Raw genomic sequence first — 14,926 nt, 5'->3', positions numbered from 1 at the left:
AATATCCCGTCGATCAGATGGCGACAAAGAAAGGTTTATGACTTCTTGTGAACGGCAACCTGTTGTGCCCGTTCACATAGGGTCACAAGATGTAACAGATTGATTTGAAAGAAAAAAATAAGAATCCAGAAATTAGCTACGACCGCTTCCGAATAGGCGATTACCTGTTCGACTGCCGCAGCGGAAGGCTGACAGGGACAGCAACCGACCTTCGACTGGAGCCCCAGGTCGGTGAATTTCTGCACCTGCTGGTGCGCCATGCCGGGGAGGTCGTCAGCCGTGACATTATCGCTGGCGAAATCTGGTCGAACCGCGTTGTCAGCGACGATGCGCTGCGCGCGATGGTGAAAAAGTTGCGCGAAGCCCTCGGCGATGACGCGCGCAATCCCCGCTATATCAAAACACTGCCGCTGAAAGGCTATGCGCTTATTGCCCCCACAAAGCCGCTACGGCCCGCGCATAATGGCCGCGCCGGCTCGCTGTTGTTGGCGGGCAGCGCCCTGCTGGCGCTGTTGCTCGGGATCGGCGCCTATGTCGCGCTGAACTCGCCCGGCGAGCAGTCCGATATCGCCAGTGTCGAGCAATTGACCAGCTTGCCCGGCTCGGAATTGAGCCCGGATTACTCAGCGGCAACCGATCGCCTCCTGTTTTCGCACCGGGCCAACAAGGATGACCACCTGCAGCTCTATGTAAAGAGCCCCACCACGCAGAGGGTGCAGCGACTGACCTGGGACGAGGCCAACTACGCAAATGCTTTCTGGTCGCCCGACGGCAACCGGCTCGTCTATACGCGCAGCACCAGAGACGACATGCAGCATTTCCGTGCCGAGTTCGATCCGGAGCAAGGCATCTTGAACCCGCAGCCACTAGCGGCGGAAGCCGCGCACGACAAGTTCCTGCTTGGCTGGTCGGCGGACGGCCGCTCCGTCTATCTGAAAGACGCCTTTCAGCCCGCTCGCCCGCAGGGTATCTGGCGGTTCCAGTTCGATGGTTCCACCCTCGAGCAGATTACCGCACCCAGCGTGCAAGGCATCGGCGATTATTTCGCGCGGGAATCCCGTGACGGCAGAATGCTGGCATTGCTGCGCAGTATTGAAGAGGGCAAGCGCGAACTCCTGATCGTCGACATTCCCACCGGCAGCCTGCTGCACACCCGGATACTGCCGGAACCTGCAGACCGACTGACCTGGCGCGGCGACGGCAGCAGCCTGACGCTGTCCAGTTTCGACGGCGCCTTGCTGCAATACCGGCTTGCCGACGACCGCTTCGTATCGCTGAACAATCCGAGCAGTTACATCAACGACGTCTTCTTCCAGTGCGGAGATCGCTGCTATTTTATGCGCCGCCACAATGGCAATTTTCTCGACCTGCAGGAAGAGCCGACGCCATTTGCCAACCAGTCGATGATGTCGAGCGATAGCTTCAACCTGCCCGGCGCCGAAGATTTTCCGCTCTACGCACCCTCCGGCAACTCGCTGTATTTTGTCGCCCGCAGAGACGGAGCCCTGTTGTTGCAGCGCCAGGGCAGGCTGTCTGGCGCCGAAACTCTTGCCACCCTGCCCGCTGATACCCAAGTCAAGGCACTTACCATCGACGCCAGCGGCCACTATCTAGCGGGCGTTATCGACAAGCGAATTTTTATCTTCGATCTCGAGGCTCGGGAGCTGCGCTATCTGACAAGAGATATCGATCTGGCCGGCCCACCGACATGGGCACCGGATGGCGCGGTCATCCTTTACTCGAAGAGTGAAAAAGGCCAGCCGTCACTGTACAAGCACAAGATCGGCAGCGGGAAACCGCAGCTTGTGGACACCGGTTATATCGCGGCAAGGCAACTGGATGAATCGCGGATGCTAGCTGTCGACACGCAACAGCGGGCCTGGCTTATTGAAGAGGGAGAGGTTCTGCGGCAAGTTGCGGCGCTGCCGTCGGTGATCCCTAACCGCTGGCAGGTGAGTGAGCAGTGGCTCTACTACACCGAACATGTCGGCAACAACGCGTATATCAACCGCATAAATCTGACCAGTGGCGAAACGGAGCGGAAACTGCTGGCGAAAAACCGTTTCAGGCTGAATTTCGACATGCACCCGCAATCCGCGCGCATGCTGACGGTCAAATCATTGCTGGCGGAAAGCGACCTGGTCAGGCTGTCCCTGGCACGGTGAAGCCAGGGTTACACGGCAGCGAAAACACCAGCGAAAAGCATCATCGCCACGATCATGATCAGACCCTGCAGCAGGGCGATGATGATGCCTTTCAGGAAGCCGGTTCCGAGCACCAGCATATAGGCCAGAGCGGCAAGCGGAATAGTCAGTAGTATGCCGAGGTTCTCGCTGACGCCTGGGATCATGCCGCCGACAATTCGCTGCACAATCACCGCCAGCAGCAGCGCAAACAGGCAGTGAAATACACCCGTATTTCTGGCGCCCATCATCGCCGCGGCCATCTTCAGCGGCAAAACCAGCACGGCAACAATGATGATTACGAATATGATCAATTCCATTTTCAACTTCCCTACTCGCGAATTCAGTCACGCACACCGATTAAAGCGTATAAAGCCGCCTGAAACCAGTGGTCAAGCTGAGGCAGTAGCAAGCCAAAAATCACTGGATGGCGTCCAGAATCACGGACAGAGCAGCCAGTAATCGAGGAGCAGGCCCGCGATCGACAGCCAAAGCGTAACGCCGACAGGTGCGAAACTTATGACCTTGTTGAGTCTTTTTTAAACCTTCTAATATCTCGAACCAGGTATGATTTACCCTGACCACGCTTTAACTCAAATAGATCAATTGCTCGAAACAGGCTGCTTAGATTTTTGAATCCATAGTTTCTACAGTCAAATGATGTCCTATTTGATATATTGGAACCGATCGCTCCAAGGTCAGCCCAACCATCATCGTCTTCCGTTGCCTCAATTGCATGTCGCAAAAGATCAATCAACTTCGTATCTGATTTTATATTTTTTGGCTTTTCGCCATTTTTAGCTTTTACAGTTTCACGCTGATCTAAGAAGAGAAACTTGGAACAAGCATTTACGAAAGGTGGAGGGGTCTTGCGCTCACCGAAACCTAATACCACCTTACCTTCGGCCAGGGCTCTTGTAACCATTGGTGTAAAATCGCAATCCGATGAAATGAAGCACATGACGTCAATGTCTTTTGTATACATTACATCCATTGCATCGATAACCAAGGCGATGTCGGAAGCATTTTTTCCCTTGGTCAAATCGTATTGTTGCACTGGCTGAATTGCGTGCTCATGAAGCAATTCTTCCCAAGCCCTAAGCGTTGGAGACTTCCAGTTGCCATAAGCTTTGCGAATTGTAACTACGCCGTATTTCGCCACCTCACTCAGGACATCTTCAAATTTACTGGCAGGCGCATTATCTGCATCAATGAATAGCGCTATTTTTTGCTTTATCTCGTCCATTTTGTATCCATGGCTGTCCTGGTCAGACTTAACGCCGCAATCAGTGGCGGCTTACTTTGGGTATTTTTTGCACGAAAATGGGAGAGCAGCGACCGTGCAAAAGTGCACAAAGTAAGACGTCGCCTGCATTGCATTGTTAGGCAGCGGGACCTTCCGCCACCACCTCTATTTTCTCGTAGCAAGAATCTCCGATGCTCTTATAGTTGAGAATGTTCTCACAGAAAGCTTTGTTTTCATTGTTACAAAATAAATCTAAGGGCTCTAGCTGAATGAAATGTCCAAATGACTCTCCATTTTCAGTAATGCGCATTCCCATATATGGCGGCAGATCTGTAATTTCACTGTGATACCAAGATGCAGTTATGGAAATTTTATAATTATTAGTCTTTGGGAAAAATTGACCATAGCAATCAGGTACTACGAGCCGCTTCCCAGCGATAGAAAATAAATGTCTCTCTAAATCGAAGATTGCGGGCTGATACTTTTCTGGCAACCCGACAAGCTGAACCCCTCGCAACTTAATGAGTGCATCTTGATGCGCCCAAGAAGAACTATAAGCAGACATTAATATAAGTACGTAAAGTAGTTTTTTCACTCTCACTGCCTAACGCCCGCGTAAGGCGCACCAAGCGGCGCGCCGCTTTCGCGTTAAAATTGTGAGCGCAGCGAACAACACAAAATCGAAGCAGAGCTTAAGGTGTCGCCCTTCACGCGCTTGTTAGCCTTGAATGCGAACCAAGTGCCAGACCTTACCATCTACTTCAGTTTTTCCACCAAATGGATTACTACCCACAAACTGGTAGGATTGACATGGAAGCTTAACGTTTTTGAATTCATGCCCACTTTGAGTTTTCACATAAAATCCTGTTGAATATTGAAGGGTGCGAAGAATCTGAACAGAGCCTAGAGAAATAGACACTTTTGCACCGCCTTGCTCCACTTCAATCATCCCGCCTAAGTCCCTTCCATCACATACAATGGATACATTCGAAAGCTCATAAACTTTCTTTTCTTCAAGCGTTGTGATCTTCATGTCCACAGCAGAGGCTGACATCGATAGTCCAACTGAAAGGATAAGTGCAAGGCTTCTTTTCATAGGTTTATTTCCAATTTCTAATTAAAGGCTAACGCCGCGAGCAGGGGAAGATTACCTTGTGCGCGTTTTGCGCAAAAATGGGAGCGTAGCGACCGGCGCAAAAGGTGCACAAGGTAAGCTGTCCCGCGGAGGGCCGAAGGCCCGGAGCTTTACTGCCTGGCTTTGTTATAGCTTTGCCTGGCTTTGGTACTTTGATATTTCTTGCTTTACAAACTCTTGGGCATACTCAGATAATTCTATGACTGCCGGAGTTTCTTCTATTGGAGCAAGGCTAATACTAACAACTCTTACATATATTTCCTTCTCATCACCGCCAATGCTTTTATTCTCTCCCCAGTTAATGCGGCAACCAATTTTATTGAGATCATATTTCCCGGGATTTTCTTGAATGTGCTTCTTTAGGTTTGCTAAAGCTGCCGTCCCTATAGCCTCTGCAGTATCAAAGGAAAGATTGCCTATTTGATACTCTGAAAGTTGTATGATCTCCGTCTTTGTGTATGTTTTTTGTTCAGCGCCTACTCCACAAGCAGCCAATACAGACACCAACAATAAGACCAAACCTTTCTTCATTTTTATTACCTAATGTTTTTCTTTGAATGGCTATAACGCCGCGCTCAGGGGAGGTTTTCTTTGTGTGCTTTATGCGCGACGATTGCGCTTAAAGCGCACAAAGTAAACCGTCCCTTTGCAGCGCCTTGTTATGAATCATTGCCTATAAGCTTTGGCGACCTCTCCTTTAGGAGTTCGATATACAAGCACCTTATCGTCCACAGACAAAACTTCGTCGCACCATCTATCGCCTACTGGCAACAGCATCGGGATGCTTGATTTTTCAATGGTGATACAGCATTTATTCCCTTCAATTGTGTAATTTCCTTCTGCTTCAAACTCTTCTCCAGTATATGGAATGGTGCCCCAGGAGTGAGTTTTCCCATTTTCTTTATATTGGTCGTAACCAATAACTTCTCCCTTTTCCCCATAATTTACCCAAACACCGACTAAGCTGGATTTCTCAATCTCTCCACATCCGGAGAGCATTCCTAGTAAGAAAAATATAGCGACTATTTTATTCAATGTTCTCATCCTTGATAATTCATAACGCCCACAGCAGGGGCAGCTTACCTAGTGCGCGTTTTGCGCGAAAATGGGAGCGTAGCGACCCGCGCAAAACGTGCACAAGGTAAGCTGTCCCGCGGAGGCCCGAAGGGCTGGAGCAACCTGCCTGTGATTGTTAGGGCTTGATATCACTGACGCGCTCGTTGTTACTATTATGTTGAGATACCCTGCTATTTAGTGAGCGACAGCTCAAAGCTGAAGCCATTTTATAATTTCCCTCTTTCGCGCTCACCTCAGCGAGAACCAGCTTTTGGCCTGTATCGTCAATAATTTTTGGACTGAAATACGTGTATCCAAGTTCAACGATGCCTTGCGTACAGCTGTGGTAAGCCGATTCATACTTACCATTACCAATTGCCGCATACCCTTGTTCCAGCAATGACTTAATTCGATCTATATCTACAGAAAAAGCAGAATGCGAAATGAGTAATACCGATGCTAGCAAGTATCTCTTCATGGCCAGGAGCCCTAACGCTGAGTGCAGCGGCAGTTTGTGGGGTGGCTTTTTGTGCAAGCTTAGCGAAAAGTTTAAAAAAACCACGGAATAAACTGTCCTGCTGGCACGACTTGTTAGGCGACAATGACGGCACTATAACCACCTAGTTTCTCAGCTCCCCAAGTTCGTAAAGATGCCCACTGCAAGCTCTGCCCAAACGATGGCGAACACTACAGCGACTAAAGCACCGATGGCAGCCCGGTACTTACGAGGCACTTTCCGTGATAGGAGCACGAACGTACCGCCGGCGCAAAAAATAAGCAGCCCCATTACGGCAAAGTCTGCCCTATCCCAATTCACCTCTTTGGTGAACTGCATGGCGATCAATGGGATAAGCAGCATGATACCTGTGGTCAGTGCGACCCAGGCAAACGCGCTGCGGCGCATAATGATGTCTTCGGGTACCTTGCTCATAAACTAACTCTCTTAACGCCTAACGCCCACAGCAGGGGCGGCTTACCTTTTGCGCCTTTTGCGCGAAAATGGGAGCGAAGCGACCCGCGCAAAAAGTGCACAAGGTAAGACGTCCCGCGGAGGCCCGAAGGGCCGTAGCATACTGCCTGTGATTGTTAGACATAGCCGTCGCCATAGGCACCGTAAAGAACGTAAATCCCTGCTTCGCTAAGGATAAAGTATTCAAAATTCCACCCCCCAGGGTAGACGCGAAATTCACCCTTCGGGACTTTTTCCATATAATAGCCAGATGCAGGGGGATCACCTTCTGCCCAAAAATAGCTAACTTTGAGCCGGTAAATCTTTAAGGCATTAGAGAAAAAATCTGTTATTAGCTTCCGAACATCGGACTCACTGAAACTCTCAGAGTTATCTACATATGAATAACCTAGGCGAGAGGACTCACCTGAAACTTCATATTTTAGATACGAAATGACATCCTCAATCATTTCATCAAGTGACTTTTCATCGCATTGGTCCGGCACGAACTCGGGGCCAAATGTTACCTTAAGAGCTTCTGAAATTGTGGCTCCTTTTGGCCACAACCCCCTCATCACTCTGATCTCGCAGCAATTGCAGTGTCTAAGTAATTTCTCAGTCGTTGCAGAAATCTGGCGGTTAAATGCTTCGATATCCATAAATGTCTAACGCCCACAGCAGGGGCGACCAATGCTATGCACATATTGTGCGAAAGTGGGAGCGAAGCGACCCGCACAATATGTGCATGGCGTTGGGCGTCCCGCGGAGGCCCAACGGGCCGGAGCTTTACTGCCTGTGATTGTTAGCAACTTGGTGGCACTCACTCTGCGGCACCTCCCGCTCCATATGGCGATTTAGGGAGTTTAGTGCCACACCAAGGGCAGTACGAGATGAGATTCCCTCCGCCAATCACTCTTTCGGGAACCTCAATGTACCAGACTGAGTCTCCCTGGAATGAACTGGTGAATTTAACAATAACTTCATCACTACCCTCAGCTTCTTCGACAGAAGAAAATAGGCCAATACAGCAGTAACTTTTTATTTTCTCAACTCTGTCCATATTTCTCAGCGCAAAGAAACTTCGGCTCACTCGTATTGCTAACGCCCGCAGCAGGGGCGACCAATGCTATGCACATTTTGTGCGAAACAGGGAGCGTAGCGACCCGCACAAAATGTGCATAGCGTTGGGCGTCCCGCGGAGGCCCGAAGGGCCGGAGCAAACTGCCTGCGTTTGTTAAGCATTGAAGGCCCTGCGCTCCCCCTGAAAACCTCTCGCTTTGCCTTTATGGCTACAACCTGGAAATACCCAGCCACGAGAAAATGTATTTTTATACCAATTTTCCTGCTGTTTTGAGATGCCGCTGGATTTGGCACTCACATTGGTTGGATAGCCTCCACCTACAGCCACATCAAAATTGAACTCAATTTTGCAATTGAGGCAATTTAACTCAAGCGGAGTAGAAACAGCTATTGGAAGCAACTGCCCACGGCCATCTCTTTGTTCCAAACCACATTCTCTTACTTGGACAACTTCCTTATCTAAAGGGATCGTACTAGCTAGTATCAGGCCAGGAAAAATTCCAATTATGATTGGTAAGAATTTCATTACTTGTGATGCTTAACAGTTTTATTCAAAGGCATGGTCACATCTGGGCATATGGGTATATCTGACCATGCATTGTCAGATATGACCATAAATGGTCGGATGCAACCATGCTAAAGTTCAATACTGGCGTCTATATCCCTGCAGCTTTCAATCAGGTTTTCGACGATCCGGTGACGGAGCCCAAGCGTGACGGCCGTTTCTCGCAGTAATACCCACGCCTTTCCGGTCCTGCTCCAGCGGCCGCCGGCCTGCTTGATCAATTGTTGCATCGCCGTTTCTTCACGGCCGACCGAGAGGGCAACGGCTTCAGCGTTGCGATTGGCATGGAGCGCAGTATGGGAGACGCCGGGTGCCGGCTTGGTACGCTCGTCGATGATCAATTCCACCGTGGTCAGGATCTTCTTGCCGCAGGGGGATTCGCGGTAGCGCACGGCACAGAGACGCCTGCCAAAGCGCCGCTCGAAGCGCCGAGCACCGGGCTGGCCCGGCCGCATCGTTTTGATTACCTGCATTTTCCCCTCCCTGGGAATGCTCCCTATGGTATTAAAGGCCTTGCTTGGCCATGTCTCGTCGATTTTTAATGACTGTCTCGCCATGCCAGATCGGCCTGTCGCACTTCCCTGTGATCGTGCCCTGTGACCCACTAATCACACCGAATCCAGTCTAACAGCCGATCCCGATTGACTGAATCAACCTCACCCCCAATAACGGCGCCGCAGGTTGCAGGTAGCTGACTTACCTGACATTTCACTGGCGAAATTGCATATCTTCGCCCGTTCCCTTCATCTCTACACAGTACGGTTGCGCACGACGGGGGATTGCAGTAAAAACTTCAGCAAAGCCACGTTCAGAAGTACAACATGTCCTACCGCACAGTCCCACTGGGTGATCCGCTCCGACAGCGCTCCAGTGATTATCACCTCAGCGAGTGGTTCGATAATTGAGTTCCCGCTACCGGGCCAGGTAGCGGGCTGCCCCTGAGTTTTCTCTCCAGCCTGCCCAGATCTGCCACAGATCGTCGTTAACAAGGCAGGTTCCAGCGGCACAGACCCTGCCCCTTTTACCACTGTTAGATTTTTACCGGACGGCGCGTAACCGCGGAAGTATGTTCGCTACGGACTGCGAGCGTGACACCAGCCGCAGTGCCAAACGGTCACAGGCGGACGATCCCGAAGCCGCTTTCTGACAGGCAGTCACAAACACGATAACTAAAGCAACGAGAAGTCAAAGGTATCCTTATGACCAAGTACAACAAGAAGCTCATCGCACTGGCGATCGCGGCCTCCAACGCTGCGCCACTGGCCGTGCAGGCGCAGGAAAGCGGGCAAACTGCCCAGGCCCTGGAAGAAGTCACGGTAACGGCGAGTCGCCGCGCCGAATCCATCCAGGAAATTCCCTACAACATCACCGCCGTGACCGGTGAAGCAATCAAGGACATCGGTGCCGACGACCTGAGCAAGATGTCGCAGTTCATTCCGGGGATGCAGATGATCGACGCGGGGGCACGCAGTACCGGGCTGGTCACTTTGCGCGGCATGAACGTCGGCGGGCTACAGGCCGCGGAGAACCAGGGCGGCAGCGACATCATCTCCCGCTACGTCAATGACACACCATTGCTGATTGACTTCAAGCTGGTGGATATCGAGCGCGTCGAAGTATTGCGCGGGCCGCAGGGCACCCTTTATGGCCGCGGCGCCATGGGCGGCACCCTGCGCTACATCCTCAACCAACCGACCACCGATGCGGTTGAGGGCTCGGTGTCCACAGAGCTCTACCAGAACAGCGAAAGCGACAGCCTGTCCAGCGACGTGACCGGCATCCTCAACCTGCCGCTTTCCGATACCCTGGCACTGCGGATCTCCGCCAACCGTGTCGACGATGCGGGCTTTATCGATTACGTGAACGTGTTGACCGAACCGGGCATCAGCAACAACAACCGCGTGGAGAAAGACGCGAACTCCGAAGAGACCACCTCCGTGCGCGCGGCACTGCGCTGGGAACCCTCCGACGACTTCCATGCACAGCTCAGCTATTACCTGCAGGATCAGCAGGCCGGCGGTCGCCAGGCGGTGAACCTCGCCTATACCGGCGACAAGTACAGCTCGCCGCTGCGCTATCGGGAAGTGCGCGACAACCGCGACGACCTGTTCAACGTCGAATTCGGCTGGAACACCGACGCAGTGGAAATCTTCTCCACCACCTCACTGGCCAAGTACGAGGGCGAGGGTAACCGCGATCAGACCGACCTGCTGTGTGTCGATATCTGGCCGGGTTACTGTGACTTCCCCGAGTTTTCTGCTTTCACACTGGAGCAGGATGAAGAAGAAGCGTTCGTGCACGAGACCCGTTTCCTGTCCACCGAAGCGAACTCACCCGATTGGCTGGACTGGATCGCCGGAATCTATTACGAGGAGAACGAGGGCACCGGCGACTCGCGCGAGTTCACCCCGGGCTACCAGGACTGGGCCGGCATCGATACCGGTTACGGCGAGCTGGAATACTGGGCCTATAGCGGCAGTACCTTCGAGGAGCGCGCCGTATTCGGTGAGGCGACATTCCACCCGAGCGAACAGCTGCAGGTGACGGTGGGTGCCCGTTATTTCGAGCAGAGCGAGGACATTGCTTACGACTGCACGCTGCTACCGGTGTACTGGTACTGGACCCGCGACGCCGTCGCCCCCGAGTGTGACTCCGGCAAATCCGAGATCGACGACACCGTGTTCAAGCTGAATGCTGCCTACAACTTCTCCGACGATGTCATGTTCTATGCCACTGCGGCGGAGGGCTTCCGCCGCGGCGGTACCAATATCGGTCCGCAGCTGCTCGACAGCGAAAAGGCATTTACCTCCGACTCGGCCGTGAACTATGAGCTTGGCTGGCACACTACCCTTGCCGACGGCCGCGTGATCTTCAACGGCGCCATCTTCCGGGTGGACTGGAAAGACCTGCAGGTACCGGCCAAGTCCGAGCTGCAGGCCATCAACATCACCGGCAATGCACGCAAGGGCCAGATCGACGGTATCGAATTGGCCGGTCAGGCCGCGCTCACCGACAATCTCGGCATCAATGCCTGGGTCACCTATTACGATCACGGCCTGAAAGGCGATGCCCCGGAAATCGGCGGCTTCGACGGCGATGCCTTCCCGGGCGTCCCCAACCTGCAGGCCAACCTGGCCGTGGATTATGCTATCGAGGTGCCCACCGGCGAGCTGACCCTGCGCGGCAATGCCTATTACAAGGATGAGATACAGACGCGCCTGAACAGCTTCGGCAGCTTCAACGACAACGAACAGATTGACAGCTATACCCTGTTCAACCTGTCCGCGGATTACCGCCTCGATCAGTGGCGCGCATCCCTGTTTGCCGACAACGTCACCAACGAGTACTACTACAGCGGCGGCCGCAGCGCCCGTCGTTACGGTGAGCGCGGCCAGTTCCACTACGTGGGCCAGCCGCGCACTCTGGGCGTGAACGTGTCTTACGAGTTCTGATCAGAATTGCTCACAGGAAATTGAGGCGGGGTCGGACCCCGCCTTTTTTATATCCGGCTACTTATAATGGGTGCGAACCCGACCACGGTTTGCACCTGTAACCGACCAGCTTATGTACCCGCTATGCCCACAAGCACCATTGACCAGAAACTTGCCCTTGTCCGGCAGGCAGTAAGCCGGCGCGACTGGCGCAGCGCGACGTCCCTGTGTATCGAGATTCTTCAGCGCGACCGGCAGCAACCGGATGCGCACCTGGTGCTCGGCCTCGCCGCGGCGGAGGGCGGCAAGATCGATATGGCGCTGCGCGCCTTCGATACCGTGCTGAAGATCGACCCGCAACGCTTCGATGCGCGCATTCAGAAGGCCCGCTGCCTGGTGCAGGCCGGGCGGCACGCCGATGCGGAGCGTGAGGCGGCGCAATGTATCGGGCCATCGCAGGACAATGCGAAGCTGCTGGATCTGCTCGCGACCATTTACAGTCATATCGGCAGACAGGAGCAGGCCGCGCGGCTGATCGATCGCGCCGCGACACTGGCTCCGAACGACATCGCGATACTCTCCAATGCCGCAGCGATCCAGCTGTTTGTCGGCCAGCCCGACGACGCCGCCCACAACCTCGAGCGCGCGCTGCAGCTCAATCCGGCACACGCGCGCAGCCACTGGCAGCTTGCCAAGGCGCGCCGCGTAGAAGATGACGGTCACTGCCGGGCGATGGAGCAGTTACTGGCACAGACCGAAGGCGAGCCGGAGTCATCCACCTATCTGCACTACGCATTGGGCAAGGAGTACGAAGACCTGCGGGACTGGCAAAGTGCGTGGAAGCACTACCGCGAGGGTGCCGAGCAGCAACGCCGGCGCATCCACTACGATGCCGACGACGATCGCGCGCTGTTCCAAGCGCTGTCGGAAAGTTTCGACCGGCGCTGGTTTGACACCACGGCGTCGGCGCGCGCCACGGAGTCCGGCCCGGAACCGCTGTTTATTGTCGGCCTGCCCCGCTCCGGCAGCACCCTGGTAGAGCGTATCCTGGCCAGCCACTCCGGGGTTCAGTCACTGGGAGAACTGGCGCAGTGGCCCCTGGCCGTCAAGCGCCTGAGCCGGGTGAGCGAGCCCGGGCTATTCCGCGTAGACGTGGCCGAACGAGCCGCGGCCATGGACCCGCAACAGTTGGCAGACCGCTACCGACAAGATACCGCCCACCTGCAGGACGGCAGCCCGCACTTTACCGACAAACTGCCAAGCAATTTCCTCTATCTGCCTTTGCTGACCAAGGCCTTCCCCCGCGGGCGCTTCGTGCACGTCTACCGCAACCCGATGGACAGCTGCTTCGCCATCTACAAACAGCTGTTCGCGGACGCCTACCCCTTCTCCTATTCACTGGAGGAACTGGCGGACTACTACATCGGTTATCACCGCTTGCTGGACCACTGGCGCGACCTGCTCGGCGATCGGCTTATCGAGATCAACTACGATGAGCTGGTGCAGAACCAGGAACAACAGACCCGGGCGCTGCTGACCCAACTCGGATTGCCGTTCGAGCCCGCTTGCCTGGAGTTTCACCGCACCGCTGGCGCCGCCGCCACGGCCAGCGCGAGCCAGGTGCGCCAGCCGATGCACAGCAAATCCATCGGTCGCTGGCGCGAATTCGCCGAGCACCTGCGCCCGCTGCGACAGCGCCTCGAAGCGGCGGGTGTGCCGCTGGATTAGAGCGGCACCTCTCGCCGGTTCCATTCTCCCGCGTACTCCGCAGACTTTGGACTGTGTTGCGCTGTTGCAGACGGCGCCTGCCGTGATCCATCGCAGCGCCGATTGCGTAGACCGATCTGAGTCCCCCTGTCACGGAGCCTTCTATCCATGTCCCCGTCGATCGTCAGGCGCCTGATGCTGCCGGCACTCTCCTTGCTACTGATAGCCTGCGGCTCTGCCGGCATCGAGCACTACCGCGACAAACAACCGCAACTGGTTCCCGAGGCGTTCTTTCGCGGGCCGCTGACCGCCCACGGCATCCTGAAGGATCGCAGTGGTAGCGTGACGCGGCGATTCAACGCGGAACTCAGCGGAAGCTGGGACGGCGGTATCGGCCTGCTGGAGGAGCGCTTTGTGTTCGACGACGGTGAAGTACAGTTGCGCAACTGGCAACTGATCCCGATCGGGACCGACAGCGGCGCCGGGGTGCGTGGCTTTATTGGCCGCGCCGAGGATGTGGTCGGCGATGCCGAGGTGCGGGTCAGCGGTAACGCGATGTTTATCCGTTATGTGCTGGAGGTGGCCTACGGTGGCGACACCATCGAGGTGAACGTGGATGACCGCATGTACCTGGTGTCCGATCGGGTGATCATCAATGAATCCAGGCTCAGCAAGTTCGGCATTCCCGTCGGCGAGATCGTGCTTACCATCATCCGCCCTCCCGCAAGCCCGCACCATTCAGCGGCCAACTGAGCGGCAGCGGTTCACCGGACCCCGCTCATCCCCCGCCCAGCGAGTGGAGCAACAGCGCCACGGCCAGGCCGATGGCAGCAGCGAGCCCGGCCCAGTAGTCGTCCTTGCGGAAGGCCTTCGGGAACACCTCGATTGCCAGCGATGCCACGACCGCGCCGGCGGCGAAACAGCGGATGTAGGCCAGCACCGCCTGGTCCACACCGGCCAAAAGCCAGTGACCAGCCAGCGCCGCCAGCGACAGCAACAAGGCGGCGCCCGTCCACAACAGCAGGATACTGCGCCTGCTCTGCCCGCCTTCCCGCATTTCTTTGGCACCTCCGGCCGCTTCCGGCAGGTTGGAGAGGAAGATCGAGCAGGACAGCGCCGCCACGGTCATCGGTGCAGTTCCTATCAGTGACACGCCGAGCGCGAGGTTTTCCGGAATGCCGTCCAGGGTGATCGCAATCAGCAGGCCGACTCCCTGCCCTGCACCCCATTGTTCCTTAACCAGGTAATCCAGTGCCGTGAAACTCAGGGCACCGGCAACAATTGACAGCAGTGCCCAGCCAATCGGCACTTTTTCGATCGACGGATTGATCAACTCCAGCACGGCGGCGATAAGCAGCGCTCCGCCCGCCAGCGCGATCAGGAATCCCTCGGCAGACGCCGGGATCCTGCCCCACAGGCCCCACAGTGCACCGATCAGCAGGGCGCCGGTGACGACGAGAATAACGACGATGGTCACTACAGTTCCTCTCGGGTGAACACCAGAAAGGATAGGCAACGATGGCAGCGCCATCTCTTATCGGATCTGATCGTGACGCATACTTCCATTGCACCAT

The 14,926-nt window shown here is 54.9% G+C and carries 16 protein-coding genes; 4 read left to right on the top strand and 12 right to left on the bottom strand.

The features are described from left to right. Positions 1-104: 104 nt before the first annotated feature. Complete coding sequence (locus tag BLW36_RS11620; protein WP_091388430.1) at positions 105-2,165, top strand: winged helix-turn-helix domain-containing protein; 2,061 nt, start codon at positions 105-107, stop codon at positions 2,163-2,165. Between the two features lie 8 nt (positions 2,166-2,173). Here the strand turns inward: BLW36_RS11620 and BLW36_RS11615 are convergent, their stop codons facing one another. From BLW36_RS11615 to BLW36_RS11585, 11 genes are all read right to left on the bottom strand, one after another. Beyond that, complete coding sequence (locus tag BLW36_RS11615; RefSeq protein WP_091388428.1) at positions 2,174-2,503, bottom strand: hypothetical protein; 330 nt, start codon at positions 2,501-2,503, stop codon at positions 2,174-2,176. A gap of 197 nt (positions 2,504-2,700) precedes the next feature. Next, positions 2,701-3,429, bottom strand: a complete 729-nt coding sequence (locus tag BLW36_RS11610; protein ID WP_091388427.1) for an NYN domain-containing protein — start codon at positions 3,427-3,429, stop codon at positions 2,701-2,703. A 136-nt stretch (positions 3,430-3,565) separates the two neighbouring features. After that, entirely contained in the window at positions 3,566-4,024 is a 459-nt protein-coding gene (locus BLW36_RS17180) for a hypothetical protein (protein WP_139304876.1), read from the bottom strand. Between the two features lie 123 nt (positions 4,025-4,147). After that, positions 4,148-4,525: a hypothetical protein gene (locus BLW36_RS17175; protein ID WP_139304875.1), complete on the bottom strand. Its 378-nt coding sequence runs from the start codon at positions 4,523-4,525 to the stop codon at positions 4,148-4,150. Positions 4,526-4,690: 165 nt separating this feature from the next. Continuing rightward, a complete protein-coding gene (locus BLW36_RS11600) occupies positions 4,691-5,095 on the bottom strand; it encodes a hypothetical protein (protein WP_091388423.1) in 405 nt (134 codons plus the stop codon). A 135-nt stretch (positions 5,096-5,230) separates the two neighbouring features. Continuing rightward, complete coding sequence (locus tag BLW36_RS17170) at positions 5,231-5,599, bottom strand: hypothetical protein (protein ID WP_139304874.1); 369 nt, start codon at positions 5,597-5,599, stop codon at positions 5,231-5,233. Positions 5,600-5,756: 157 nt separating this feature from the next. Beyond that, a complete protein-coding gene (locus BLW36_RS17165; RefSeq protein WP_139304873.1) occupies positions 5,757-6,098 on the bottom strand; it encodes a hypothetical protein in 342 nt (113 codons plus the stop codon). Between the two features lie 150 nt (positions 6,099-6,248). Continuing rightward, on the bottom strand, positions 6,249-6,551 hold the full coding sequence (locus tag BLW36_RS11595) for a hypothetical protein (protein ID WP_211567188.1): 303 nt from the start codon (positions 6,549-6,551) through the stop codon (positions 6,249-6,251). 155 nt (positions 6,552-6,706) lie between these two features. Beyond that, the gene (locus BLW36_RS11590; RefSeq protein ID WP_139304872.1) at positions 6,707-7,228 is read right to left on the bottom strand and encodes a hypothetical protein; all 522 of its coding nucleotides are present in this window, start codon (positions 7,226-7,228) and stop codon (positions 6,707-6,709) included. Between the two features lie 575 nt (positions 7,229-7,803). Next, positions 7,804-8,175, bottom strand: a complete 372-nt coding sequence (locus tag BLW36_RS17160) for a hypothetical protein (protein ID WP_139304871.1) — start codon at positions 8,173-8,175, stop codon at positions 7,804-7,806. A gap of 110 nt (positions 8,176-8,285) precedes the next feature. Beyond that, positions 8,286-8,687, bottom strand: coding sequence for a hypothetical protein (locus tag BLW36_RS11585; protein WP_091388419.1), 402 nt, complete (start codon positions 8,685-8,687; stop codon positions 8,286-8,288). A 726-nt stretch (positions 8,688-9,413) separates the two neighbouring features. On the opposite strand from BLW36_RS11585, the gene BLW36_RS11580 reads away from it, so the two are divergent. The 3 genes from BLW36_RS11580 to BLW36_RS11570 all read left to right on the top strand — a co-directional run bounded on the left by BLW36_RS11580 (position 9,414) and on the right by BLW36_RS11570 (position 14,105). Next, positions 9,414-11,666, top strand: coding sequence for a TonB-dependent receptor (locus tag BLW36_RS11580; RefSeq protein ID WP_091388418.1), 2,253 nt, complete (start codon positions 9,414-9,416; stop codon positions 11,664-11,666). A 123-nt stretch (positions 11,667-11,789) separates the two neighbouring features. Then, the gene (locus BLW36_RS11575) at positions 11,790-13,373 is read left to right on the top strand and encodes a tetratricopeptide repeat-containing sulfotransferase family protein (RefSeq protein WP_170833195.1); all 1,584 of its coding nucleotides are present in this window, start codon (positions 11,790-11,792) and stop codon (positions 13,371-13,373) included. A 147-nt stretch (positions 13,374-13,520) separates the two neighbouring features. Further along, complete coding sequence (locus tag BLW36_RS11570) at positions 13,521-14,105, top strand: DUF3833 domain-containing protein (RefSeq protein WP_091388414.1); 585 nt, start codon at positions 13,521-13,523, stop codon at positions 14,103-14,105. A gap of 25 nt (positions 14,106-14,130) precedes the next feature. Here BLW36_RS11570 and BLW36_RS11565 read toward each other — a convergent pair whose 3' ends face one another. Further along, a complete protein-coding gene (locus BLW36_RS11565) occupies positions 14,131-14,829 on the bottom strand; it encodes a ZIP family metal transporter (RefSeq protein WP_211567187.1) in 699 nt (232 codons plus the stop codon). Between the last annotated feature and the right edge of the window lie 97 nt (positions 14,830-14,926).

Origin of the sequence: Microbulbifer marinus, assembly GCF_900107725.1 — a bacterium.
GTDB lineage: Bacteria > Pseudomonadota > Gammaproteobacteria > Pseudomonadales > Cellvibrionaceae > Microbulbifer > Microbulbifer marinus.
This window is presented reverse-complemented; position numbering and strand designations above follow the sequence as displayed.

Excerpts from the sequence above, each read along its gene's own strand:
- BLW36_RS11615 (WP_091388428.1), bottom strand. The coding sequence starts at position 2,503 with ATGGAATTGATCATATTCGTAATCATCATTGTTGCCGTGCTGGTTTTG.
- BLW36_RS11610 (WP_091388427.1), bottom strand. The coding sequence starts at position 3,429 with ATGGACGAGATAAAGCAAAAAATAGCGCTATTCATTGATGCAGATAAT.
- BLW36_RS17175 (WP_139304875.1), bottom strand. The coding sequence starts at position 4,525 with ATGAAAAGAAGCCTTGCACTTATCCTTTCAGTTGGACTATCGATGTCA.
- BLW36_RS11600 (WP_091388423.1), bottom strand. The coding sequence starts at position 5,095 with ATGAAGAAAGGTTTGGTCTTATTGTTGGTGTCTGTATTGGCTGCTTGT.
- BLW36_RS17165 (WP_139304873.1), bottom strand. The coding sequence starts at position 6,098 with ATGAAGAGATACTTGCTAGCATCGGTATTACTCATTTCGCATTCTGCT.
- BLW36_RS11595 (WP_211567188.1), bottom strand. The coding sequence starts at position 6,551 with ATGAGCAAGGTACCCGAAGACATCATTATGCGCCGCAGCGCGTTTGCC.
- BLW36_RS11590 (WP_139304872.1), bottom strand. The coding sequence starts at position 7,228 with ATGGATATCGAAGCATTTAACCGCCAGATTTCTGCAACGACTGAGAAA.
- BLW36_RS17160 (WP_139304871.1), bottom strand. The coding sequence starts at position 8,175 with ATGAAATTCTTACCAATCATAATTGGAATTTTTCCTGGCCTGATACTA.
- BLW36_RS11585 (WP_091388419.1), bottom strand. The coding sequence starts at position 8,687 with ATGCAGGTAATCAAAACGATGCGGCCGGGCCAGCCCGGTGCTCGGCGC.
- BLW36_RS11580 (WP_091388418.1), top strand. The coding sequence starts at position 9,414 with ATGACCAAGTACAACAAGAAGCTCATCGCACTGGCGATCGCGGCCTCC.
- BLW36_RS11575 (WP_170833195.1), top strand. The coding sequence starts at position 11,790 with ATGCCCACAAGCACCATTGACCAGAAACTTGCCCTTGTCCGGCAGGCA.
- BLW36_RS11570 (WP_091388414.1), top strand. The coding sequence starts at position 13,521 with ATGTCCCCGTCGATCGTCAGGCGCCTGATGCTGCCGGCACTCTCCTTG.